We start from the raw sequence: 22967 nt of genomic DNA, 5'->3' as shown, positions 1-22967 counted from the left end.
GCACGCCATTTTGACTCGTCTAACCCCTGTATTACATAACTTTTATAAAAATTCACTTCTCTATTTTACTTTCTTGATGCATAAATACTCATAAGTAGTGATTAATGGCAGTTGCGCAGCAATACGAAAAGAATAAATCACTATTGAAATGGTTAATTAAATGTAAATACAATGCCGCAATAGCTTAAATGCAAAACATTATTTGCTGGCAACGATGGCCGGTTAAATTCGCTTATCTGCTACGCATGCGGTATCAAGAAGGAATGTGCAATGACAACGGAAATTAAAGTAGAGCGCGGTTTATTCGATGAGGTGATGGTACCTTGCTATAACCCGATGGAAATGATCCCTGTAAGAGGCAAAGGCTCACGTATTTGGGATCAGGACGATAACGAGTACATCGACTTTGCTGGTGGTATTGCAGTGAGCTGCTTGGGTCATTGTCATCCAGTAATGGTTGATGCGTTGACTGAGCAAGGCAACAAGCTGTGGCATCTAAGTAACGTGATGACGAACGAGCCGGCACTTCGCCTTGCGAAAAAGCTAACTGAAGTGAGCTTTGCTGAGCGCGTATTCTTTGCTAACTCGGGCGCAGAAGCAAACGAAGCGGCACTGAAATTAGCACGCCGTTACTCGGCAGATGTTCATGGCCCTGAAAAATCAGAAATCATCGCATTTAAACAAGGTTTCCACGGTCGTACATTCTTTACTGTGACGGTTGGCGGTCAAGCGGCTTACTCAGACGGTTTTGGTCCTAAGCCAGGCGATGTTACGCACCTACCATACAACGATATCGAAGCACTTCAAGCACACATGTCAGATCGCACATGTGCGGTTATGATGGAGCCGCTACAAGGCGAAGGCGGCATCGTGCCACCAACTCCGGAATTTGCCCAAGCAGTACGTGAACTGTGTGACAAGCACAACGCGCTACTTATCTTTGATGAAGTTCAAACGGGTAACGGACGTACGGGTCATTTCTATGCTTACCAAGGTCTAGGTATCACGCCAGACATTCTAAGCACAGCGAAATCACTGGGTGGTGGTTTCCCTATCGGCGCAATGCTAACAACAGCAAAACTGGCTGAGCACCTGAAAGTGGGCACTCACGGTTCAACATACGGTGGTAACCCATTGGCATGTGCAGTGGCAGAAGCGGTCGTTAACGAAGTAACGAAACCAGAAGTGCTTGCTGGTGTTTTAGAGCGCGAAGCGCTGTTCCGCGCTGGTCTAGAAAAGATCAATGCGAAGTACAACCTATTCTCTGAAGTTCGTGGCAAAGGTCTATTGCTAGGCGCTGCGCTGAATGAAGAGTGGCAAGGCCGTGCACGTGATGTGCTGGTTGCTGCAGGTAAACAAGGTCTATTGGTATTGGTTGCGGGTGCCAATGTCGTGCGTTTCACACCATCACTCGTTATCACACAACAAGAAATTGAAGAAGGCTTGGCGAAACTGGATAAAGCTATCGCGACTTTAGTTTAAGCGCGATATCAGTTTAAACGTCAACGCAGACACCCCCGTCAAGGATCTCTGATGGGGGAATTGTTCCTACAATATAGTTAGGATCTTCTTGCATCTGGAGGGAGTATTGATGCTAGTAGTTCGCCCTATCGCGATGTCGGATTATGACGCGCTGCACACTTGTGCGGTGGAGTCTGGTCACGGATTTACATCTCTACCGGTTAACGAAGAACTGTTAACCAATCGAATCAAACACTCGGAGTACAGCTTTGGTAAGCCCGACGTGACCGAGCCCGGTGACGAAGGCTACCTAATGGTGGGTTTTGACTCTGAATCGGGTGAGGTTGCGGGTACCACCGGAATCGAAGCATCTATTGGCTGGGACGTACCGTTCTACTCATATCACATCAGTAAAGTGGTTCACTCTTCGCCAAAACTCGGCGTAAATAACGTCGTTAAACTACTGACATTTGGCAACAACTACACGGGGAACAGTGAGATTTGTACGCTGTTTCTACGCGAAAAATATCGCCAGGGCCTAAATGGCCGTCTGATGTCTAAGTGCCGCTTTCTTATGATGGCGGAGCACCCAGAGCGTTTCTCTAAAACCATCTTTGCCGAGATGCGTGGCGTCTCTGATGCGAATGGTAATTCTCCATTCTGGCAATGGTTACAAGAGCACTTCTTCTCTATTGATTTCACTCTTGCAGATTATCTTACCGGCATCGGCAAGAAAGGCTTTATCGCTGACTTGATGCCAAAGCTGCCAATTTACATCAACCTATTGAGCCCAGAAGCACAAGCGGTGATTGGCCAAGTGCATGACAACACGCGCCCTGCGCTTAAGCTGTTGGAGCGTGAAGGATTTACCAACCGTGGCTACGTCGACATCTTCGATGGCGGTCCAACGGTTGAGTGTGACTTACGCAATATCGAATCGGTGCGTCACTCATTCCGTGCTCAAGTCAAAATCTCAGCGCATACCAGCACTCAAGACTTCTTGATGTGTAACTCGTCATTCGAGAACTTCCGTGCCGCTGCAGCAAAAGCTGCGTACGACGCAGAAACGCAAAGCGTTGTGTTGGCGCCTGAATTAGCTGATGCGCTCTTGGTGAAGGAAGGGGATTTCGTTCGCCTTCTACCGCAGTAACAGACGACAGAATTTAAGGATAGTAACAATGACACATTGGATTGCAGGTGAATGGGTACAAGGTCAGGGTGAAGAGTTTGTGTCTCTGTCGCCGTACAACCAAGAAGTAATTTGGCGCGGTAACGGTGCAACGGCGGAACAAGTAGACCAAGCCGTTGCTGCAGCGCGTGCTGCGTTCGTCGAATGGAAAAAACGTCCATTCGCTGAACGCGAAGCAATTGTGTTGGCTTTTGCTGAAAAAGTGAAAGAAAACAGTGAAAAAATTGCCGAAGTGATCGCGAAAGAAACGGGTAAACCAATTTGGGAAACGCGCACAGAAGCGGCTGCAATGGCTGGAAAAATCGCTATTTCTATTCGTGCCTACCATGACCGTACTGGTGAAGCGACTCGCGAAGCTGCGGGCAACCAGATTGTATTGCGACATCGCCCTCTTGGCGTAATGGCGGTGTTTGGGCCATATAACTTCCCTGGTCACTTACCGAATGGCCACATCGTTCCTGCCTTGCTAGCGGGGAACACAGTTGTGTTCAAACCATCTGAGCAAACGCCTTGGACTGGCGAGCTAGCTATGAAATTGTGGGAAGAAGCGGGTTTGCCAAAAGGCGTGATCAACCTTGTTCAAGGTGCGAAGGAAACCGGTATTGCGTTGGCTGATGCGAAAGGTATTGATGGCATTCTGTTTACGGGCAGTGCGAACACGGGTCACATTCTGCATCGTCAGTTTGCAGGTCAACCAGGCAAGATGTTAGCGCTAGAAATGGGCGGCAACAACCCGATGGTCATCTCTGATAACTACGGTGATTTGGATGCAACGGTGTACACCATCATCCAATCGGCATTCATCAGTGCTGGTCAACGTTGTACTTGTGCTCGTCGTTTATACGTGCCGTTTGGTGAGAAAGGGGATGCTCTGATCACTAAGCTGGTGGAAGCGACGAAAAACATTCGCATGGATCAACCATTCGCAGAACCTGCGCCATTTATGGGCCCACAAATCTCTGTGGCTGCGGCGAAGTTCATACTTGATGCGCAAGCAAACCTGCAATCTCTAGGCGGTGAAAGCTTGATTGAAGCGAAAGCAGGAGAGGCGGCGTTTGTTTCTCCAGGCATCATCGATGTGACTAACATTGCCGAGTTGCCAGATGAAGAATACTTCGGACCGCTGCTGCAAGTCGTGCGCTATGAAGGTTTGGATAAAGCCGTAGAGCTGGCGAATGACACGCGCTTTGGCCTGTCGGCAGGTCTTGTATCAACAGACGATCAAGAATGGGAATACTTTGTTGACCACATTCGCGCAGGCATCGTAAACCGCAACCGTCAATTGACGGGCGCAAGTGGTGACGCACCGTTTGGTGGCCCTGGTGCATCAGGCAACCTTCGTCCAAGCGCCTACTACGCGGCGGATTACTGTGCTTACCCTATGGCATCTATGGAAGGGCAGGAGACGGAATTACCTGCGACATTGAGCCCTGGCGTGACGCTTTAAGTTTCAATAACAGGGTCACGACCATGCATCGTGGCCCAATGTGCTGACGCATCATTTAGGTTTGGGTAGTACGCGTTGGCATTACACGGCAAGTGAGCACAGACTCAAAAAGCGTGTTTGACTGACTGACATTTACCGTCACAGGTTGATGGTTGCTCGTTCATTATTCTGGACAGCTTTTGGGCTGTGAACGAGCGACCACACTCTTATCTTAATCCTACATCTCGTAACAAGGAGTCGTTATGACGCCCGATGTGTTATTTGAATCGCTATGGCAAGACTACATCCAACGTCTTTGTCCTTCTGCTGCTAAGGTGCATCAGCTTCTACAAGAAGATGAGGCTCTGATTAATGATCATATTGCTTTACGCACTTTCAATGTTGAACCGCTAGGTATCGAGACATTGGCGAAACCGTTTTTAGCTGCTGGCTATAAAGCGTGTGGGGACTACGTATTTGAGAACAAAAAACTGGTCGCAAAACACTATGAGCACCCAGATCCGAAGCAGCCTAAAGTCTTCATCAGTGAGCTGAAAGTCGAAGAGTGTTCGCCAGAGCTGCAAGATATTGTGGCGAAACTGGTTGCGCAAGTGGATGCTGAAACACTGTCGGGCAGTGCATTTCTGCATGGCGGTCGCTTATGGGAGCTAAGCTTTGCTGATTACCAAACGTTGGCTAAAGAGAGCGAGTATGCGTCTTGGCTGGCCGCGCACGGTTATGGTGCTAATCACTTTACGGTGAGTGTGAATCAGTTGAATCAACACGATGAAGTCAAACAGGTTAACGACCATCTTCGTCAGGCAAGGTTTGTGATCAATGAGTCGGGCGGTGAGGTGAAAGGCTCGCCGGAAGTGCTGCTTGAGCAATCGTCGACGATGGCAGACAAAGTGTCTGTGACCTTCGAAGAAGGTTCGGAAATTATCCCAGGTGGCTTTTACGAGTTTGCTAAACGTTACCCAATGGCGAATGGCGAGTTGTATCCAGGCTTTGTTGCAGCATCAGCAGACAAAATTTTTGAAAGTACTAATGCCTAAACGCCATGGAATACCTCGGGCTAACGTTGTTGTTTGTTAGCCTCTTGCGACCTAGGGTTTGACTGAGTTGCAAGGTAAATAACAAAGTAAATAAAAAGCCACCAATGTCGCCATTGGTGGCTTTTATAATTTTGTTCGTGTCACTCTAAATTGAGATTAACGAGTACCGTAAACAACGATAGTTTTACCGTGCGCAGAGATTAGGTTCTGCTCTTCTAACATCTTCAAGATACGACCTACTGTCTCACGAGAACAGCCAACGATTTGACCGATTTCTTGACGAGTGATCTTGATTTGCATGCCGTCTGGGTGAGTCATCGCATCTGGTTGTTTAGCAAGGTTCAGAAGCGTCTGAGCGATACGACCAGTTACGTCTAGGAACGCTAGGTCACCCACTTTTTGGCTAGTTACTTGAAGACGACGAGCCATCTGCGCAGAAAGACGCATTAGGATGTCTGGGTTTACTTGGATAAGCTGACGGAACTTCTTGAAAGAAATTTCAGCAACTTCACAAGGAGATTTAGCGCGAACCCAAGCTGTACGCTCTTGGTCTTCTTCGAATAGACCAAGTTCACCAATAAAGTCACCTTGGTTTAGGTAAGAAAGAATCATTTCCTTACCTTCTTCGTCCTTGATAAGAACCGCAACAGAGCCTTTAACGATGTAGTACAACGTTTCAGCTTTTTCACCTGCGTGAATTAGCGTGCTCTTTGATGGGTACTTATGAATATGACAGTGTGAAAGAAACCACTCTAATGTTGGGTCGGTTTGAGGTTTACCTAGAACCATAATATCTCACTTCCTCTGCAGGGTACGCTTGCGCTATCCATATTTTAGCTAAGCCTGAATTAGGCTTACTAGAATAAGAGCACTTTTTATATGCTGCAAGCTCTCTTGTGTTTCGGTAAGAAATAGTATCCTTTTTCGAAAACGATTTCTTGATTTTAATCGTGCCATGATTGAGATTTTGTAAGCAAAACTGTGCACATGATCACGGTATGAAAAGTAAACATCTAGCCCGCTACGTTTTTAGCCAATTTTTCCTGTTTCAATCAGCTGTTGTAGGATAGGCCTAACTATGAGCTCCATTGCAAAGCTCATTTTGCCGCCTGGCACAACAATGGTGTTGTGGCGCGACATAAATGAGCCATCAATCATGGCCAGTAGATATGGGAAGTCGACATTCTTAATGCCGCGCAGACGAATCACCACAAAACTTTCATCTAAACTCGGAATGCCTTTGGCGTTAAGCGGGTTGGAGGTATCGACGGTTGGGACGCGTTGAAAGTTGATGTGAGTACGAGAAAACTGCGGAGTGATGTAATTGAGGTAATCGTCCATTGAGCGCACGATTGAGTCCATCACCGCTTCACGCGAATGGCCGCGATCGCGAGTGTCGCGCACGAATTTTTGGATCCACTCTAAGTTCACAATTGGCACCATGCCAATCAAGAAATCCACATGCTGAGCAACATTAACATCGCCATCAACCACACCACCATGCAGCCCTTCATAAAACAGCACGTCGCTGTTTTCAGGTAAGTCTTGCCACGGTGTAAATGTGCCTGGCATTTGATTGTAGGGAACCGCTTCGTCAAACGTATGCAGATAACGGCGCACGCTGCCAGTGCCGTCATGGCCGAACTTACGGAAAAACTCTTCTAATCCCGGGAAGTCATTCGCTTGCGGACCAAAGTAACTGATGTGTCGGCCTTGCTCGCGGGCTTTGCGAATTTCGATGTCCATTTCAGGGCGAGTAAAGCGATGGAAGCTGTCTCCTTCCACCCATGCCGGCCTGATGTTCATCATATTGAACATCTTGCGGAATGCTTCAGACGTCGTGGTTGTGCCGGCACCGGATGAACCAGTAACCGCAATGATTGGGTGTTTAGCTGACATGACAAACCTTGTCGAAAATTACGTACCTGTAAAGTGCAGCAGCGAACCGCTGCACGGTCGATAACCCACTATAGCATGTAACAACGACTTGTCATCGAGTGGGATACGGTAAAAATGTGAACGTGCTAAAACTTTGCTTTGAGTTGAATATCAACCGTTTCATGCAGTTCTGAGAACACGATGACGGCTTCACCTTTTTCTAGTTGCGTCTTCACTTGATCGATTTTGTTTTGCAGTGAAATTTCAACCGCGCCATAGTCGGTGCCTTCGCGTAGTACGAACTCACGAATTAGATTTTCCAGTGTTTCTGGCGCGATGTCTTGCCAAGGAATGATCATAAATACCTCAAACTTTTATGATGAAAGGCTAGTTTACTGTGTTCGCGGTTTGGATACAGCTGAAAGGTACTCTGCCGCGACACTTTCGTAGTACGCGGGCAGGGCTTCCTCTAACCAGAACTTTGGTTTTAATGCCGTACCAGTCAGAAAACCAACGTGTCCGCCGTGCTCAAACAGACGGTAATCAATGTTATCTGGCAGAACAAATTTGGGGATCACCTCTTCGGTCATGAACGGGTCGTCTTTGGCGTGGATGATCAAAGTTGGCAAGGTGATCTGCTGTAACTTGCTCAATCCTGAGCATTGATCGTAATAATCTTGTGCATCCTTAAAACCATGCAGAGGTGCAGTGATCAAGTCATCAAATTCGTACAGACGAGTAACGCGCTTGATGGAGTTGTACGACAGCGCCAATTCGCCATGCAGTAAATGATGTTTTTGTAGAGCATTCCGTTTGAGCGAAGAGAGTAGGTAACGGCGATACACTTTGGAAAAGCCCTGCTCAATTCGATTGGCACAAGCCGCCAAATCCAGTGGTGCAGAGACGATGGTGGCCGCTTTTAAAATCGGGTCATCTTTGTATTGGGCTAAGTAGTTCGCCAGCATATTGCCACCAAGGGAGATGCCGACGGCGACTTTTGGATTGTTTGGAAAGCGCAGATGAAGGTGTTCCAAAAAGAAGCGAGCGTCCGTTACTTCTCCTGAATGGTATGCGCGAGCTTTTTTGTTCGGTTTGCCGCTACAGCCACGAAAATGCATCATCACCGATAACCAACCAGATTTCGCAAACGCATTCATCAGGCCGTTTGCATACGGGCTGTAGAAGCATCCTTCCAAGCCATGAAACAAAACGAAGATGGGTTTGTTCTGCGCACGTTCTTTGGTGGGATCTTCACTCCAAGCGAGATCGAGGAAGTCGCCATCGTCGGTATCCAGCGTCTGCCAAATAGGCGTAAACAGTGCTTTTTTACGAATAAAGCGCGGTAAAAGGGTCTGAAGGTGCGGGTTCTTGATCCCGGCGGCTGCGAAAAATTGTGTCATACCTAACTGCTCTTATATGGTCCTTCATGTCAGTTGAAGAACTTATTAATATAATCCTTTATAAAGATTATAGGTATTCTACAGCGTTATGAGTGTTTTGGTGGGTGAATGTTTGGCACAGGGATAGCAAAGGCTTGTTGCAAATGCTCTCCACCAAGCTGACGACAGTATCTGAGCGTGAGTGGATCGCCATCGTTTTTAACCAGTGTAAGTGAGTTAATACAGTCGACTAAATCGGCTTGTTGTTGCTTTTCGAGTTGCAGCTCAAACTGCAGGCTTTCTCGATACAACGCATCGTTCACTTGGGATTTTAGATGACGTCGCAGGTCGCGAAAAGAGTGCAGCAGCGTTTCACTGCGGCCAAGACAGCTTTGAACCAAATGCCAATCTTTCTCTTGGAAGATAAGCTGCTGCTCGTCGAGCCAACGGAGCAGCAGTAATAGATTCACGTTACCGTGGTAATTGTTTTGCAATGATAAACACGCTTCTTTTACTTCTCGCACGCCATAAAACTGCAGGCTGAACTGCCAAAGGTGTTCTAGGGTAAGAGTGTATTCCGCGTGTTTGTTTGTCATTGGTTAAACTCTAGCTCCATCTGCTCCAGTTCTTCCTGAGCAGACATCCATTCCATTTCCACTTCTTCAAGTTCTGATTTGCTCGAAGCTTGAAGGGCCAGCACTTCATTTAGTTTAGCTTTATTTTCGGCTTCATACAGTGAGTTATCCGCCAATTGTTCTTCAGCCTCTGCCAGTGCTACACCTAACTTATCCATTTTATTTTCTAATTGTGTCAGGGTTTTGCGAATTGGCGCCGTCAGTTTACGAAATTCCGCTTCGCGACGTTTTTGCTCTTTCTTCGCAGCGGCACTGTTTGCGGTATCTTTAACTGGTTGCGACGCTTGTGCTTCTTTTCGCTCGGCTTTTTGTTGTTCGGTCAACCATTTGTAGTAGTCGTTTAGGTCACCATCGAATGGTGCAACTTGACGATCATGCACTAAGTACAAATCATCAGTGGTTGCGCGCAGTAAGTAACGGTCGTGTGAAACAATCACCATCGCACCTTCGAACGTTTGCAGAGCCATGGTTAACGCTTGGCGCATGTCTAAGTCTAGGTGGTTGGTTGGTTCGTCGAGTAGCAATAGGTTTGGTTTTTGCCACACGATCAATGCCAGCACCAAGCGTGCCTTTTCACCACCAGAGAACGGTGCGACTTTTTCTAGCGCTTTGTCGCCTTGGAAACCAAAACTACCTAGGTAATCGCGCAGTTGCTGCTCTGTTTGATCCGGTGCAATCTGCATCATGTGCTGCAGTGGTGTTTCTTCTGGGTGCAACGTTTCCAACTGGTGCTGAGCAAAGTAGCCGATCTTTACGCCTTGCGAATAGGTGAGATCGCCGCCTTGCGCTTTAAGTTCACCTGAAAGCAGTTTGATTAAGGTCGATTTACCTGCGCCGTTGCGGCCAAGCAAACCAATACGGCTGCCCGGTACTAAGTTCAGACGAATCTTTTCTAAAATTAGGTTGTCGCCGTAACCTGCCGATACGTCGTCCATCATCATGATTGGATTTGGCAGCGCAGCTGGTTGACGGAATTCAAAGCTGAATGGGTTATCGAACTGCGCGGGCAAGACTTTTTCCATGCGTTCTAGCGCTTTGATTCGGCTTTGCGCTTGGCGCGCTTTCGACGCTTTGTAGCGGAAGCGGTCGATGTAGCTTTGCATGTGCGACATTTGCTTTTGTTGCTTCTCGAACATCGCTTGTTGCAGCATCATTTTTTGCGCACGTTGATTTTCGAATGACGAATAGTTGCCCGTGTATTCGTTCAGCTGTTGGTTTTCTATGTGGATGATGCGACCAACGATCGGATCTAGGAAATCTCGGTCGTGCGAGATCAAGATCAGTGTGCCAGGGTAGTTTTGCAGCCAGCGTTCTAGCCACATTACGGCGTCCAAATCCAAGTGGTTGGTTGGTTCGTCGAGCAGTAGTAGATCGGAACGACACAATAGTGCTTGAGCCAAGTTAAGGCGCATACGCCAACCACCAGAGAACTGAGTTAAGTTCCAGCTCATCTGTTCTTGGCTAAAGCCAAGGCCGTCAAGCAATTCTGCCGCACGGGCACGGATGCTATAACCGCCAATGGTTTCGATCTTGCCGTGAATTTCGGCCACCAGCGTACCGTTGTCTTTTTCTTCGGCAATCGCTAGCTGCTGCTCAAGACCGCGGTATTCGCGATCACCATCAATGACGTATTCCAGTGCGCTGCGTTCTAAAGCAGGTGTTTCCTGCGCTACCCACGCCAATTCCCAATGCTGAGGTTGGCTGAACGAGCCCGCGTCAATCGACAGTTCATCTTTCAGTAGAGCAAATAAGGTCGATTTACCACAGCCGTTTTTGCCAACCAGACCCACTTTGTCACCTGGGTGAATGGTTGCCGATGCTTGGTCTAAAAGAGGTTTACCGCCACGCAGTAACTGAATATCAGAGAAGGTAATCATAGGGTTTTTGTTCACTTTGCGCAGCGCGCGTTTCTTGGTCGTTGATCTCGCGATGAATAGTAGGGCTATTGACGGGAAAAGTCGATCACTGAGCTTTAATTGCATTATGCTATACAAAAAAGTATAACAATTTGATAACGGATAAAAATCACCACAAGGACGACCATTTGGCTGTAGCAGCGTCTATTCTCCCAAGAGTTCTGGTCATTTATGCTCACCCAGAGCCACACAACTCCATTGCCAATCAAGTGATGATAAAGCGAGTGCAATCACTTGAGCACGTGACGGTGCACGATCTTTATGGCGCTTATCCTGATTTCTTTATCGATGTGAATCACGAACATGATCTACTGATGAATCATGATGTGATTGTCTTTCATCATCCTCTTTATATGTATTCATGTCCGGCGTTGTTGAAAGAGTGGTTAGACCGTGTACTCGGCAAGGGCTTTGCGTTTGGCGACGGTTCTGCACTGGAAGGCAAATATTGGCGCAGTGTGATCACCACGGGTGGTAAAGAAGAAGCCTTCAGTGCTAGGGGGTATAACAAGTATCCGTTAGAGCAGATTCTGCAACCGTTCGAGTTGACGGCTGCACTATGTCAGATGCATTGGATGGAGCCGCTGGTGTTGTATTGGTCGCGCAATGTTTCTGATATTGAACGCTATGAACACGCGGAGCAGTATCGTCGATGGCTGAGTAATCCTCTTGATGAGTGGGAAGCAGAGCACCAAGGAGGTCAGCATGGCGATAACCAGTGAGTTTCTACAAAGCAGTGTTGTGTTTCTGTCGGCGGCGGTGATTGCTGTTCCTTTGGCGCAGCGATTTGGCTTAGGTTCGGTGCTTGGCTATTTGTTGGCAGGAGTATTGATTGGCCCTTGGGGATTACGCTTGATTAGCGATGTCGATGCGATTCTGCATTTTGCCGAGCTCGGGGTTGTGTTGCTGCTGTTCTTAATTGGCTTGGAATTGAATCCGAAAAAATTATGGCAAATGCGAGGGCCGATTTTAGGTCTTGGCGGCGCGCAAGTTGTAGTGACGACGGCGGTTATTGGTAGCATTGTCAGCTTGTTTGGCTTGAGTATGCAGGTGAGTTTGGTCATCGGCATGGGCCTCGCTCTTTCCTCTACGGCTATTGCACTCAAAGTGATTGAAGAGCAAGGCCTCAATGGCACCGAAACCGGGCAGTCTGGTTTTGCTGTGCTGCTTTTTCAAGATATCGCCGTCATACCGATGTTGGCTATGTTACCGCTTTTAGCTGGTGAACAGAATGTAGGCAGTTGGTTCGATGCTTTTACCGTTTTAGGCAGTGTCGTAGCCTTGTTGATTGGTGGTCACTTTTTATTGCGTCCTCTGTTTCGTTTTGTCGTGATGAGTGGGGTTCGCGAGTTATTTACCGTGGCTTCACTCTTGGTGGTGCTAGGCATTTCGGTGGTGATGCAAAAACTGGGCTTGTCCATGGCGCTAGGAACTTTCTTAGCTGGAGTGCTGCTGGCTGAAAGTGAATATCGCCATGAGCTAGAAATCGCTATCGAGCCGTTTAAAGGTTTGCTGCTTGGTCTGTTTTTTATTGCGGTTGGCATGGCGGTAAACTTAGGCTTACTGGCGTTGCATCCTCTTGAAATTCTTGGTGCGGTGGTGGCTTTGGTTGTGGTGAAAGGTTTGGTGTTGTACGCCCTAGCCAGGGCGGGTCGAGTGCGAGAAAAAGCACGTAGCCGTATGGCCGCCATCTTGAGCCAAGGTGGTGAGTTTGCTTTTGTGATTTTCACCGCGGCAAGCCAAGAAGGCATTTTATCCAAAGAACAAGTGGCGTTTTTGTTGGTTGTGGTGAGCCTATCGATGGTGACCACGCCACTCTTGTTGATGGGACAAAAGAAGTGGTTCGCTCATACGCTTAATCAGGAAGAAGAGAGCGTCACCAGTCACGTGGTTGATCGTCGTCCTCGTGTCATCATTGCGGGTTTTGGTCGTTTTGGGCAAATCGTTGGGCGCTTAATGTACGCCAATAAAATCAAAGTTACGGTATTGGAAAGTGACGCCAGCCAAATTCACTTACTGCGTAAGTACGGTTACAAAGTTTTTTATGGCAATGCCACGCAAATCGATTTGTTGCGCGCCGCTGGCGCAGACAAAGCGGAAGCGTTAGTGATTTGTACAGACTCGCCGGATGAAGTGATGGCGATTGTCGATATCTGCCGTACGCATTTTCCGAATCTCAAATTGCTCGCTCGTGCTCGAAGCCGAGTTGAGGCCTATCAGTTGATGAGCCATGGTGTGCAAAACTATTCGCGTGAGACTTTTTTAGGCGCACTGGATCTTGGTCGTCAAACTCTGGTTGAGTTAGGCATGCACCCATATCAAGCAAAGCGGGCAGAAGCACATTTTCGTAAGCTCGATAATGCTATGCTTAAAGACTTGCTGCCTCAGCATAATGAAGATAAGAAGCTCGCCCAAAGAGCCAAAGAAGCTCGTAAAGAGCTAGAAGAAATTTTTGGTCGTGAGATGGAAAGTGATCACCTGTCGCCTAATCATTGGAAGTAGTACCCGCAGACCTAAGCGGGAAAAGGAACAAAAGTGAAAGCCAAGAAACGTTTTATCGCGGGGGCAACTTGCCCACAGTGCAGCCAGCAAGATACCCTACGCTGGTGGATAGAAAACAATATTGAGTTAGTCGAGTGCGTTGAGTGTGACTACACCGAGCAGCGTAAACCGCAATCTGTAGAGAAAAATAAACACTCCGCGCAGGAAATGATTGGGATTTTTAAGCCTGAGTAATTGAACTTCGATAATTGATCCCCATAATACTACCATCGCAGTACTTAACCCCATTCTGGTTAAGTCAATTAATCTCTCTGGAGTTAGTATGAAAATTGAAAAGAACGTTGTTGCAAGCCTTGCATACAAAGTAATGATGGAAGACGGTGTAGTAGTTGACCAATCAACTGCAGACGCGCCTCTAGATTACCTTCACGGTCACAACAACCTAATCACAGGTCTTGAAAAAGAGCTTGAAGGCAAAGTGGCTGGCGACAAGTTCTCAGTAACTGTAGCTCCTGAAGATGCATACGGTGAGCACAACGACGCTCTAGTTCAGCGCGTTCCTGCTGACGTGTTCCAAGGTGTTGAGCAAATCGAAGTTGGCATGCGTTTCCTAGCAGACACTGACCAAGGTCCAATCCCTGTGGAAGTAACTGAAGTAGACGGCGACGAAGTGGTTGTTGATGGTAACCACATGCTAGCAGGTCAAACGCTAACATTCGAAGTTGAAGTAATGGCAACTCGTGAAGCAACAGCAGAAGAGATCGAACACGGTCACATTCACCAAGCTGGTGGTTGTTGTGGTGGTCATGACCACGATCACGATCATGAAGGCGGCTGCTGTGGCGGCGAAGAGAAAGGCGACGACCACGAATGTTGTGGCGGCGGCGGTTGCGGTTCTCACTAATCGCATGCTCTTCACTAGATAAACGCATCTAGTAAAGCTTTAAAAAAGCGCAAGTTGAGGTTTCAACTTGCGCTTTTTGTTTATCTGCGGTGTAGTGCAAATCATACAAGGAATAACAGTTGGACAAAGCGATGACGAAACCGTTCTCAATTGCCATTCACGGCGGAGCAGGCACCATTTTGCGTGAACAAATGAGTGATGAACTTCAGCAATCCATCTTGGCAGACTTAGAAGCAGCGGTAAAAGCAGGACACCAAATACTCGAACAAGGCGGAGAAGCGCTTGATGCGGTGGTCGCTGCGGTAAAAGTACTGGAAGACTCTCCCAACTTTAATGCGGGTAAAGGCTCGGTTCTTACTCACAACGAAATGGTAGAAATGGATGCCTCTGTGATGGATGGTCGCAACCTTGCCGCAGGTGCTGTCGCGGGCGTTAGACACATTAAAAACCCGATCGAGTTGGCTCGGGATGTGATGCTTCGCAGCAACCATGTGTTGTTGGTTGGTGAAGGCGCTGAGAAGTTTGCTTTTGAACAAGGCCATCAATACACCGAACAAGATTACTTCTTCACAGATCGCCGTTATGAACAGCTGCTCTCAATGCGTGAGAAAGGTTTGTTTGCGTTATCTGAGTCTCGTTACCCGGATGATCGTAAACACGGCACCGTAGGCGCAGTGGCGCTAGACCAGCAAGGCAACTTAGCTGCGGCGACCAGTACGGGTGGGGTAACCAATAAGCAATATGGTCGTGTTGGAGATTCTGCACTGATAGGCTGTGGCACGGTGGCTGAGAATGGCGTGGTGGCAGTTTCAACTACGGGTGTTGGTGAGTTCTTTATTCGTAAACGTGTTGCGGAAGATGTAGCAGCACGTATGCGTTATTTGCAAGAGGACGTACATACCGCGTGTGAAGCCATTATTCAGGGAGATCTCAAAACCATGGGCGGAGAAGGTGGCCTGATTGCCATTGATGCGAATGGGGCGTTGCATTTCGCTATGAACAGTTCGGGGATGTATCGTGCGGGTATCAATACTCTCGGTGAGTTGAGTGTGAAAATCTACGCTAACGACTAACCGTTCGATTATTTCACGACGAGCAACCGTGCAATTATAACAAAGCCCAGCATAAGTCTGGGCTTTGTTTTGTCTTTCGCGTATTGATCAGTAATGCGGCGGCGGTGGCTCGTTGGCTGGATCTTCCATATTCGAAGAATCCATATTTTTCACTTTGCCTACTACGTACTTCATTTGATCTTGCATCTTCGTGATCTGCAATTGTTGTTGTGACAATGCACTGTTCAGATCTTCGATTGTTTGCTCTTGGAACGCCACCTGACACTCTAAGTCGTTGATGCGTGCTTCCAATTGCTCAATGAGTTTTTCTGTCATGACCCGTTCTCTAGTTGCCAAGCTTGGGCGATGCCCGCCGATGTGGCAGTAATTACACGTTGCTTAGAATCAAAGGCAGCATCATACACGACCGCGCGAGGAGGGCGAGTATCTTTTTTCGGCTCGACTTCAAATCCGTCAATGCGCTTTCCGCTCTGCGTATCCCAAATCGAGACGCGGCCTGAAGGTGTTCCCGTTACCAGTCGAGAGCCATCATCAGAAAAACGCGCGGTAGAGAAAATCAACTGGCGTGACCAACTGCTGAGTTGTGAAACCTTTTGCCCCGTTTCTAAATTCCAAATGATCGCTTGATTGCCACCGTCTGACGTCATGGCGAGTTTGCCATCTCGTTGCAGTGCCACGCGTACAACACGTTGTTCATGCTCAAAAGTTCGTAATACCTGACCAGATTCAGTATCCCAGAGGTAAGCTTTGTAGTCGTTACCGCCTGTTAATGCGAATCGACCATTAGGAGAGATGGCGACAGAGTTGACTTTTTCTCGGTGAGCGAGGAACTCCAAGCGACGACCGGTGACTAAGTTGACGTAAATGGCTTTACCGTTTGAGAGCCCAAGTAGCACTTGTTCACCGTTGCTGGTGATGTCGATGTCGCGAATTAATGCGTCAGAAATGGACCACAGCCCTTGTGCTTGCGTCCAGCCAAGGTCCCAAACGGCAAAGTTCATTTGACCTGCGGTTACAGCAAAACGGCCGTTGTCTGAAATACGAATATGAGATACCGCGTTGCCATCGGCATCAAGCTCTCCGAGCGTTGCGAGTTTTTTGTTTTGCTCTAGGTCCCACAAAACCAAGTGGTGTTCTTCAGAGTAGAGCAGGGCAAATCGACCATCTCGGCTGAGTCCAAAGCTCGTTGAGCCCTGTGGTTCGAGTGGCCAACGTTGAACTTCATGCTCGGTAAAAAAGCAACCATTTAACGTGGTGATGACAATTAAATATAGGAATAAATGAGAAATTCTTTGCATCACATCTAATAATCCGGTTTGTGTCTTAAGACATATAGCTAGTATATTGGTATAACGATTGTCTTCACCAGTCTCATATAAGATTTGTGCACAATAACCAATGGCGAAGCCATTATTGGGAGAATTTAATGAAATCAGTTTTAAAAGTGTCGCTACTTGCTGCAACAGTAATGCTAGCGGTAGGTTGTCAGAAAGAAGAAACAAAACCAGAAGCAGCACCTCAAGCAGAACAAGTTCAAGCAGAAACAGGTAAAGCGGTTCACTTTAAAACCGACGACGACAAAGCGGCATACGCAATCGGTGTTTCATTTGCTAACTACCTAAGCACTAGCATCGAAAAACCAAGCGAAATCGGTATCAACCTAAACAAAGACCTTGTTCTTAAAGGTATCGAAGATGTCTTTAAAGGCAACGCAGAGCTAAACGAAGAAGAAACACGTGCTGCTCTAGAGTCTCTAGACAAGCGTGTTGCTGAGAAGATGCAAGCACAAGCAGCAGAAAAAGCAGCGGCAGCGAAAAAAGCTGGCGATGATTTCCGTGCAGAATTCGAAAAGCAAGAAGGCGTAGTGAAAACAGACACCGGTCTTCTATACCAAGTAATCACACCTGCTGAAGGCGAGAAGCCAAAAGACACTGACACTGTACAAGTACACTACAAAGGTACGTTGATTGACGGTACTCAGTTCGATAGCTCTTACGATCGTGGTGAGCCAGCAACGTTCCCTCTAAACCGTGTTATCCCAGGTTGGACAGAAGGTGTTCAGCTAATGCCAGTGGGTTCTAAATTCAAATTTGTTATCCCGCCAGAGCTTGCATACGGTGACCAAGACACGCCAAGCATTCCAGCAAACTCAACACTTGTATTTGAAGTTGAGCTACTAAAAGTTGAGAATGACAAAGCTGAGCAATAAGAACGAGCTGAGCTAAGTTATTGAAAAAGGTCCGTTTAACGGGCCTTTTTTGTTCTAGGTCACTAGTTGGTGAGTTTGCTAGGTTGCGTTTCAAATTTTCTGATAAACTTACACCAATTTGTTGATTTTTCGCTCGAAGGCTTATGACAACTACAGAAACAATAAATGCGGAGATGTTGCTCGAAATGGAATCGGTTAACGTGATGCCATTTACTGAGCACGACAAAATCATCTTGAGATCTTACGAAGCGGTCGTGGACGGTATCGCGAGCCTGATCGGTCCGTTTTGTGAAATCGTTCTTCACTCTCTGGAAGACTTAAATACCTCTGCAATCAAAATCGCCAATGGCGAAAACACCGGCCGCCAAGTAGGTTCGCCTATTACTGACTTAGCGCTAAAAATGCTGAAAGACATTGAAGGCTCTGAGCGTAATTTCTCACGTTCTTACTTCACACGTGCCAAAGGCGGCGTACTAATGAAGTCAATCACTGTTGCGATCCGCAACGGTGAAAATCGTGTCATTGGTTTGCTGTGTATCAACGTCAACCTTGATGCGCCATTCTCGCAAGTGTTGCAATCTTTCATGCCAACGCAAGAAGCGAAAGAAGCCGCTTCTTCGGTGAACTTCGCGAGTGACGTAGAAGAGCTGGTGGACCAAACCGTTGAACGTACGATTGAAGAAATCAATGCAGATAAATCGGTATCGAACAACACCAAGAATCGTCAGATCGTGATGGAGTTGTACGACAAAGGCATCTTCGACATCAAAGACGCCATCAACCGTGTTGCCGATCGTCTTAACATTTCAAAACACACCGTGTACTTATACATTCGTCAACGTAAAACCGAGGACGAATAAGCGTGGGTGGATTAACTTACACGCTGGTGGTAAATGGCTCTGTTTACGGCAGCCAATCGGCACGCAGCGCATATCAATTCGCACAAGCAGTCATTGAACAAGGGCATACTCTGGTGAGTGTGTTCTTTTATCAAGATGGTGTGACCAACGGTACAGCGTTAAGTGTGCCAGCTAATGATGAGTTTGATTTGACTAAAGCATGGCAAGGTCTCGCTAAAGAACATGATGTGCGTTTGGAAACGTGTGTCGCTGCAGCGCTGCGTCGTGGCATCATTAGTGAGGATGAAGCCACTCAACATGGTTTAACACAAAATAATCTTGCAGAAAGTTTTGTACAAGCGGGTTTGGGCAGTCTAGCCGAAGCGATGTTAACCCAAGACAGAGTGGTACAGTTTTGAGTCAGTTAACTTATCTATTTCGAAGCGCACCGCATGGCAGCGCAGCTGGTCGCGAAGGCGTTGATGCGCTTTTAGCGGCTTCCGCGTATTGCGAAGATATCACCGTGATCTTTATCGGAGATGGCGTGTATCAACTTCTGTTAGGGCAAGAACCTAGTGGTATCTTAAGCAAAGATTACGCGCCGATGCTCAAGTTATTCGACCTATACGACATCGAACAGGTGTTTGTGTGTTCAGAATCATTAGCGCAGAGAGGATTGGCTCAAGCTGATCTCATTATAGATGCTCAAGCACTCAGCCTTGAGCAAGTAAAAGAAAAACTGCAGCAAGCTGGCAAGTTACTGTCATTCTGAGGACGCTATGTTACACATCATCAAAACTGTTTCAGCCTTAGAAGATGCATTCGCATTGTATAGCGAACAAGATGCTGCCTTGCTGATTGAAGATGCTGTCTACGCCGCAAATCCACAGCACAAGGCGTTTAGCCATGTAAAACACGCCACTGTGTTCGCATTAGAAAGCGATATTCAAGCGCGTGGAATGGCAAATCGTATCAGTCCATCAGTGACTGTCGTAGACTACGTTGGCTTTGTCGAATTGACGGCAAAACACGATAAATCTCTCACCTGGGATTAATACACCTTTCCTGTCGATAAAGCTTTACGGATGAATTGCTCTAATTGAACAAAAAAGATCCGTATATTTCTTGACACACCTCTCACTGCTGCATAGAATTTTGCGTCCCTAACTGCCAATGGTGGCTAGGGATAGATTTTTCACAAAGCTTACTTTCAAGTAAATCAGGAGCTAGTTAATGGCAACTATTAACCAGTTGGTACGTAAGCCACGTGCAAAGCAAGTTGTTAAAAGCAACGTGCCTGCACTAGAAGCGTGCCCACAAAAACGTGGTGTATGTACTCGTGTTTACACTACTACACCTAAAAAACCTAACTCAGCACTTCGTAAAGTTTGTCGTGTACGTCTGACAAACGGCTTCGAAGTTACTTCGTACATCGGCGGTGAAGGTCACAACCTTCAAGAGCACTCAGTTGTTCTAATCCGTGGTGGTCGTGTTAAAGACCTTCCAGGTGTGCGTTACCACACTGTTCGCGGCGCACTAGACTGTGCTGGCGTAAATGACCGTAAACAAGGTCGTTCTAAGTACGGTGTGAAGCGTCCTAAGTCTTAATGGATTCCGTTAAGTAAGGCCAAACACTAAATTATTTTTAATTTTTTGAAAAAACTGAAAAGTTTTGGATAAAACCTGAAGAAGACAACGGAGATAAATCCATGCCACGTCGTCGCGTCATTGGTCAGCGTAAGATCCTTCCAGATCCAAAATTCAAATCTGAATTGCTGGCAAAATTCGTTAACATCCTAATGGTTGACGGTAAAAAATCTACTGCAGAGAAAATCGTTTACACTGCACTAGATTCTATGGCTGAAAAGTCTGGTAAAGACCACTTAGCTATTTTTGAAGAAGCTCTTGAAAACGTTCGCCCAGCGGTAGAGGTTAAATCTCGCCGTGTTGGTGGTTCAACTTACCAAGTTCCTGTAGAAGTACGTCCGGTTCGCCGTAACGCACTTGCTATGCGTTGGTTGGTTGAAGCTGCGCGTAAGCGTGGTGAAAAATCTATGGCTCAACGCCTAGCTGCTGAAATGCTAGACGCGTCTGAGAACAAAGGTACTGCTGTTAAGAAACGTGAAGACGTTCACCGTATGGCAGAAGCGAACAAAGCGTTTGCACATTACCGTTGGTAATACCTTTTCAGTGCTGCAAGGTTCCTTGCAGCACTTCTTTAGTTCCTATGCCTATGCTAGGAACTATTGCTATATCTAGGGGATAGCATTTTTTAGCTATAGCAATAGTCCCTATCTCTAAGTTAAGAGGATTCAATCGTGGCTCGCAAAACTCCTATTGAGCACTACCGTAATATCGGTATCTGTGCTCACGTAGATGCAGGTAAAACAACCACTACTGAACGTATTCTGTTCTACACTGGTCTGTCTCATAAAATCGGTGAAGTTCACGATGGTGCAGCAACCATGGACTGGATGGAGCAGGAGCAGGAACGTGGTATCACTATCACTTCAGCTGCGACGACTACTTTCTGGCGTGGTATGGAAGCACAGTTCCCTGAGCATCGCGTAAACATCATTGATACTCCAGGACACGTTGACTTTACGATCGAAGTAGAGCGTTCTCTTCGTGTACTTGATGGTGCAGTGGTTGTGTTCTGTGGCTCGTCTGGTGTTGAACCTCAGTCTGAAACAGTATGGCGTCAAGCTGACAAATACCACGTTCCTCGCATGGTGTTTGTAAACAAGATGGACCGTGCAGGTGCAGACTTCCTACGCGTTGTGGATCAAATTAAAAACCGTCTTGGTGCGAACCCTGTTCCAATCCAACTAAACGTTGGTGCTGAAGAGGACTTCCGTGGTGTTATCGACCTTATCAAGATGAAGATGATCAACTGGAATGATGCCGACCAAGGCATGTCGTTCACTTACGAAGACATTCCAGCAGACATGATCGAGCTTGCTGAAGAGTGGCGCAATCACATGATTGAGTCAGCAGCAGAAGCAAGTGAAGAGCTAATGGACAAGTACCTTGAAGAAGGTGAATTGACCGAAGCTGAGATCAAACAAGCTCTACGTACTCGCACACTAAACAACGAAATCGTACTGGCTACTTGTGGTAGTGCGTTCAAAAACAAAGGTGTTCAAGCGGTACTGGATGCAGTAATCGAATTTTTGCCATCGCCATCTGACGTACCTGCAATTAAAGGTGTTGACGAGAAAGATAACGAAATTGAGCGTCACGCAGACGACAATGAACCGTTCTCAGCACTGGCGTTCAAGATCGCGACAGACCCATTCGTGGGTACGCTTACTTTCATGCGTGTTTATTCTGGTGTTGTTAACTCAGGTGACGCGGTTTACAACTCTGTAAAAGAGAAGAAAGAGCGTTTTGGTCGTATCGTTCAGATGCATGCAAACAAGCGTGAAGAAATCAAAGAAGTTCGCGCTGGTGATATTGCTGCTGCTATCGGTCTGAAAGATGTAACGACAGGTGACACACTGTGTGACCAGAACCACAAAGTGATTCTGGAGCGCATGGAATTCCCTGAACCAGTTATTCAGATCGCTGTAGAACCTCGTTCTAAAGCAGACCAAGAGAAAATGGGTATCGCGCTAGGTAAACTGGCTGCGGAAGATCCATCATTCCGCGTAGAAACGGACGACGAAACAGGTCAGACTCTGATCTCTGGTATGGGTGAACTTCACCTAGATATCATCGTTGATCGTATGAAGCGTGAATTCAGCGTTGATTGTAACGTTGGTAAACCTCAGGTTGCTTACCGTGAAACCATTCGTGGTAAAGCGGAAGTGGAAGGTAAGTTCGTTCGTCAATCTGGCGGTCGCGGTCAATACGGTCACGTATGGGTCAAACTTGAGCCTTCAGAACCTGGTGAAGGTTTCGTATTCGTAGACGAAATCGTGGGCGGTGTGATTCCTAAGGAATACATTAGTTCGGTAGCGAAAGGTATCGAAGAGCAAATGAATAGTGGTGTTCTAGCGGGTTACCCTGTCCTAGATATTAAAGCTACACTATTTGATGGCTCTTACCACGATGTAGACTCAAGCGAGATGGCGTTTAAGATCGCTGGCTCGATGGCATTCAAGAAAGGTGCACTAGAAGCACAACCTGTGATTCTAGAACCAATGATGAATGTCGAAGTAACCACTCCGGAAGATTGGATGGGTGACGTTGTTGGTGACCTAAACCGTCGTCGCGGTATGATCGAAGGTATGGATGAAGGTGTGGCTGGTCTTAAGATCATCCGTGCTCAAGTTCCACTATCTGAGATGTTTGGTTACGCAACTGACCTACGTTCTGCAACTCAAGGCCGTGCGTCTTACTCTATGGAGTTTAACGAGTACGCTGAAGTGCCGAAAAACTTCGCAGATAAAATTATTGCAGAGCGTGGTTACTAATTGACGATTGAACTACAAAAAGTTTACGACTTTTTGCGAGATCAAGCCGTCCAAATATTGCGCTAACGGGCGTTGGCGCATAA

25 protein-coding genes are annotated in these 22967 nt (G+C 47.0%); 17 read left to right on the top strand and 8 right to left on the bottom strand.

Features of this window, described 5'->3' with window-relative positions; all coding sequences use genetic code 11:
• Positions 1-270: 270 nt before the first annotated feature.
• The 4 genes from OU793_RS13225 (at position 271) to OU793_RS13210 (ending at position 5131) form a co-directional block, all read left to right on the top strand.
• A complete protein-coding gene (locus tag OU793_RS13225) occupies positions 271-1482 on the top strand; it encodes an aspartate aminotransferase family protein (protein ID WP_025612106.1) in 1212 nt (403 codons plus the stop codon).
• 109 nt (positions 1483-1591) lie between these two features.
• Positions 1592-2611 (top strand): arginine N-succinyltransferase, encoded by a 1020-nt coding sequence (astA, locus tag OU793_RS13220; protein ID WP_005458129.1) that lies wholly within the window; start codon positions 1592-1594, stop codon positions 2609-2611.
• A gap of 28 nt (positions 2612-2639) precedes the next feature.
• Positions 2640-4097, top strand: a complete 1458-nt coding sequence (astD, locus tag OU793_RS13215) for a succinylglutamate-semialdehyde dehydrogenase (RefSeq protein ID WP_005480036.1) — start codon at positions 2640-2642, stop codon at positions 4095-4097.
• Between the two features lie 242 nt (positions 4098-4339).
• Positions 4340-5131 (top strand): DUF1338 domain-containing protein, encoded by a 792-nt coding sequence (locus OU793_RS13210; RefSeq protein WP_140103418.1) that lies wholly within the window; start codon positions 4340-4342, stop codon positions 5129-5131.
• Positions 5132-5287: 156 nt separating this feature from the next.
• Here OU793_RS13210 and crp read toward each other — a convergent pair whose 3' ends face one another.
• The 6 genes from crp to OU793_RS13180 form a co-directional block, all read right to left on the bottom strand.
• Complete coding sequence (gene crp / locus OU793_RS13205) at positions 5288-5920, bottom strand: cAMP-activated global transcriptional regulator CRP (protein ID WP_005381432.1); 633 nt, start codon at positions 5918-5920, stop codon at positions 5288-5290.
• A gap of 240 nt (positions 5921-6160) precedes the next feature.
• Positions 6161-7030 (bottom strand): phosphoribulokinase, encoded by an 870-nt coding sequence (locus tag OU793_RS13200; RefSeq protein WP_005458134.1) that lies wholly within the window; start codon positions 7028-7030, stop codon positions 6161-6163.
• A gap of 125 nt (positions 7031-7155) precedes the next feature.
• On the bottom strand, positions 7156-7368 hold the full coding sequence (locus OU793_RS13195; RefSeq protein WP_005458136.1) for a YheU family protein: 213 nt from the start codon (positions 7366-7368) through the stop codon (positions 7156-7158).
• Between the two features lie 33 nt (positions 7369-7401).
• Complete coding sequence (locus tag OU793_RS13190) at positions 7402-8409, bottom strand: hydrolase (RefSeq protein ID WP_020904540.1); 1008 nt, start codon at positions 8407-8409, stop codon at positions 7402-7404.
• Positions 8410-8495: 86 nt separating this feature from the next.
• On the bottom strand, positions 8496-8984 hold the full coding sequence (locus OU793_RS13185; RefSeq protein WP_017449503.1) for a TIGR02444 family protein: 489 nt from the start codon (positions 8982-8984) through the stop codon (positions 8496-8498).
• Complete coding sequence (locus tag OU793_RS13180; RefSeq protein WP_025605488.1) at positions 8981-10900, bottom strand: ABC transporter ATP-binding protein; 1920 nt, start codon at positions 10898-10900, stop codon at positions 8981-8983. The genes OU793_RS13185 and OU793_RS13180 overlap by 4 nt, the downstream gene beginning before the upstream one ends.
• A gap of 167 nt (positions 10901-11067) precedes the next feature.
• Between OU793_RS13180 and kefG the strand changes: the two genes are divergently transcribed.
• From kefG to OU793_RS13155, 5 genes are all read left to right on the top strand, one after another.
• Positions 11068-11661: a glutathione-regulated potassium-efflux system ancillary protein KefG gene (gene kefG, locus OU793_RS13175; RefSeq protein WP_024699767.1), complete on the top strand. Its 594-nt coding sequence runs from the start codon at positions 11068-11070 to the stop codon at positions 11659-11661.
• Positions 11645-13441: a glutathione-regulated potassium-efflux system protein KefB gene (gene kefB / locus OU793_RS13170; RefSeq protein ID WP_159404019.1), complete on the top strand. Its 1797-nt coding sequence runs from the start codon at positions 11645-11647 to the stop codon at positions 13439-13441. Before kefG ends, kefB begins: the two co-directional genes overlap by 17 nt.
• Positions 13442-13474: 33 nt before the next feature.
• Positions 13475-13675, top strand: a complete 201-nt coding sequence (locus OU793_RS13165; protein ID WP_005464767.1) for a YheV family putative zinc ribbon protein — start codon at positions 13475-13477, stop codon at positions 13673-13675.
• A gap of 88 nt (positions 13676-13763) precedes the next feature.
• Positions 13764-14345, top strand: coding sequence for a peptidylprolyl isomerase (slyD, locus tag OU793_RS13160; protein WP_005485547.1), 582 nt, complete (start codon positions 13764-13766; stop codon positions 14343-14345).
• 131 nt (positions 14346-14476) lie between these two features.
• A complete protein-coding gene (locus OU793_RS13155; RefSeq protein ID WP_029784730.1) occupies positions 14477-15418 on the top strand; it encodes an isoaspartyl peptidase/L-asparaginase family protein in 942 nt (313 codons plus the stop codon).
• A gap of 87 nt (positions 15419-15505) precedes the next feature.
• On the opposite strand, the gene OU793_RS13150 is transcribed toward OU793_RS13155, so the two are convergent.
• Together OU793_RS13150 and OU793_RS13145 are read right to left on the bottom strand one after the other, a co-directional pair.
• Entirely contained in the window at positions 15506-15733 is a 228-nt protein-coding gene (locus OU793_RS13150; RefSeq protein WP_005458294.1) for a SlyX family protein, read from the bottom strand.
• A complete protein-coding gene (locus OU793_RS13145; protein ID WP_017449506.1) occupies positions 15730-16716 on the bottom strand; it encodes a WD40 repeat domain-containing protein in 987 nt (328 codons plus the stop codon). Before OU793_RS13145 ends, OU793_RS13150 begins: the two co-directional genes overlap by 4 nt.
• A gap of 128 nt (positions 16717-16844) precedes the next feature.
• On the opposite strand from OU793_RS13145, the gene fkpA reads away from it, so the two are divergent.
• The 8 genes from fkpA to fusA all read left to right on the top strand — a co-directional run bounded on the left by fkpA (position 16845) and on the right by fusA (position 22884).
• Positions 16845-17627 (top strand): FKBP-type peptidyl-prolyl cis-trans isomerase, encoded by a 783-nt coding sequence (gene fkpA / locus OU793_RS13140; protein WP_005458290.1) that lies wholly within the window; start codon positions 16845-16847, stop codon positions 17625-17627.
• Positions 17628-17770: 143 nt separating this feature from the next.
• Entirely contained in the window at positions 17771-18487 is a 717-nt protein-coding gene (locus tag OU793_RS13135) for a transcriptional regulator (RefSeq protein ID WP_005438378.1), read from the top strand.
• 2 nt (positions 18488-18489) lie between these two features.
• Positions 18490-18885: a sulfurtransferase complex subunit TusD gene (gene tusD, locus OU793_RS13130; RefSeq protein WP_140103419.1), complete on the top strand. Its 396-nt coding sequence runs from the start codon at positions 18490-18492 to the stop codon at positions 18883-18885.
• Positions 18882-19238 carry a sulfurtransferase complex subunit TusC gene (gene tusC / locus OU793_RS13125; RefSeq protein WP_140103420.1) on the top strand — a complete coding sequence of 119 codons (357 nt, stop codon included), beginning with the start codon at positions 18882-18884 and terminating at the stop codon, positions 19236-19238. Before tusD ends, tusC begins: the two co-directional genes overlap by 4 nt.
• A gap of 7 nt (positions 19239-19245) precedes the next feature.
• The gene (tusB, locus tag OU793_RS13120) at positions 19246-19521 is read left to right on the top strand and encodes a sulfurtransferase complex subunit TusB (RefSeq protein ID WP_005481146.1); all 276 of its coding nucleotides are present in this window, start codon (positions 19246-19248) and stop codon (positions 19519-19521) included.
• A gap of 178 nt (positions 19522-19699) precedes the next feature.
• Positions 19700-20074, top strand: a complete 375-nt coding sequence (gene rpsL / locus OU793_RS13115; protein WP_004399892.1) for a 30S ribosomal protein S12 — start codon at positions 19700-19702, stop codon at positions 20072-20074.
• Positions 20075-20175: 101 nt separating this feature from the next.
• On the top strand, positions 20176-20646 hold the full coding sequence (rpsG, locus tag OU793_RS13110) for a 30S ribosomal protein S7 (RefSeq protein ID WP_005488949.1): 471 nt from the start codon (positions 20176-20178) through the stop codon (positions 20644-20646).
• Positions 20647-20784: 138 nt separating this feature from the next.
• Positions 20785-22884 (top strand): elongation factor G, encoded by a 2100-nt coding sequence (fusA, locus tag OU793_RS13105; protein ID WP_005496543.1) that lies wholly within the window; start codon positions 20785-20787, stop codon positions 22882-22884.
• Positions 22885-22967 lie beyond the last annotated feature (83 nt).

The sequence above is a fragment of the Vibrio sp. VP6 genome, from assembly GCF_028823755.1.
GTDB classification, from domain to species: Bacteria; Pseudomonadota; Gammaproteobacteria; order Enterobacterales; family Vibrionaceae; genus Vibrio; species Vibrio parahaemolyticus.
The sequence above is the reverse complement of the archived record's forward strand: the minus strand, read 5'-3'. Positions and strand labels throughout refer to the sequence as shown.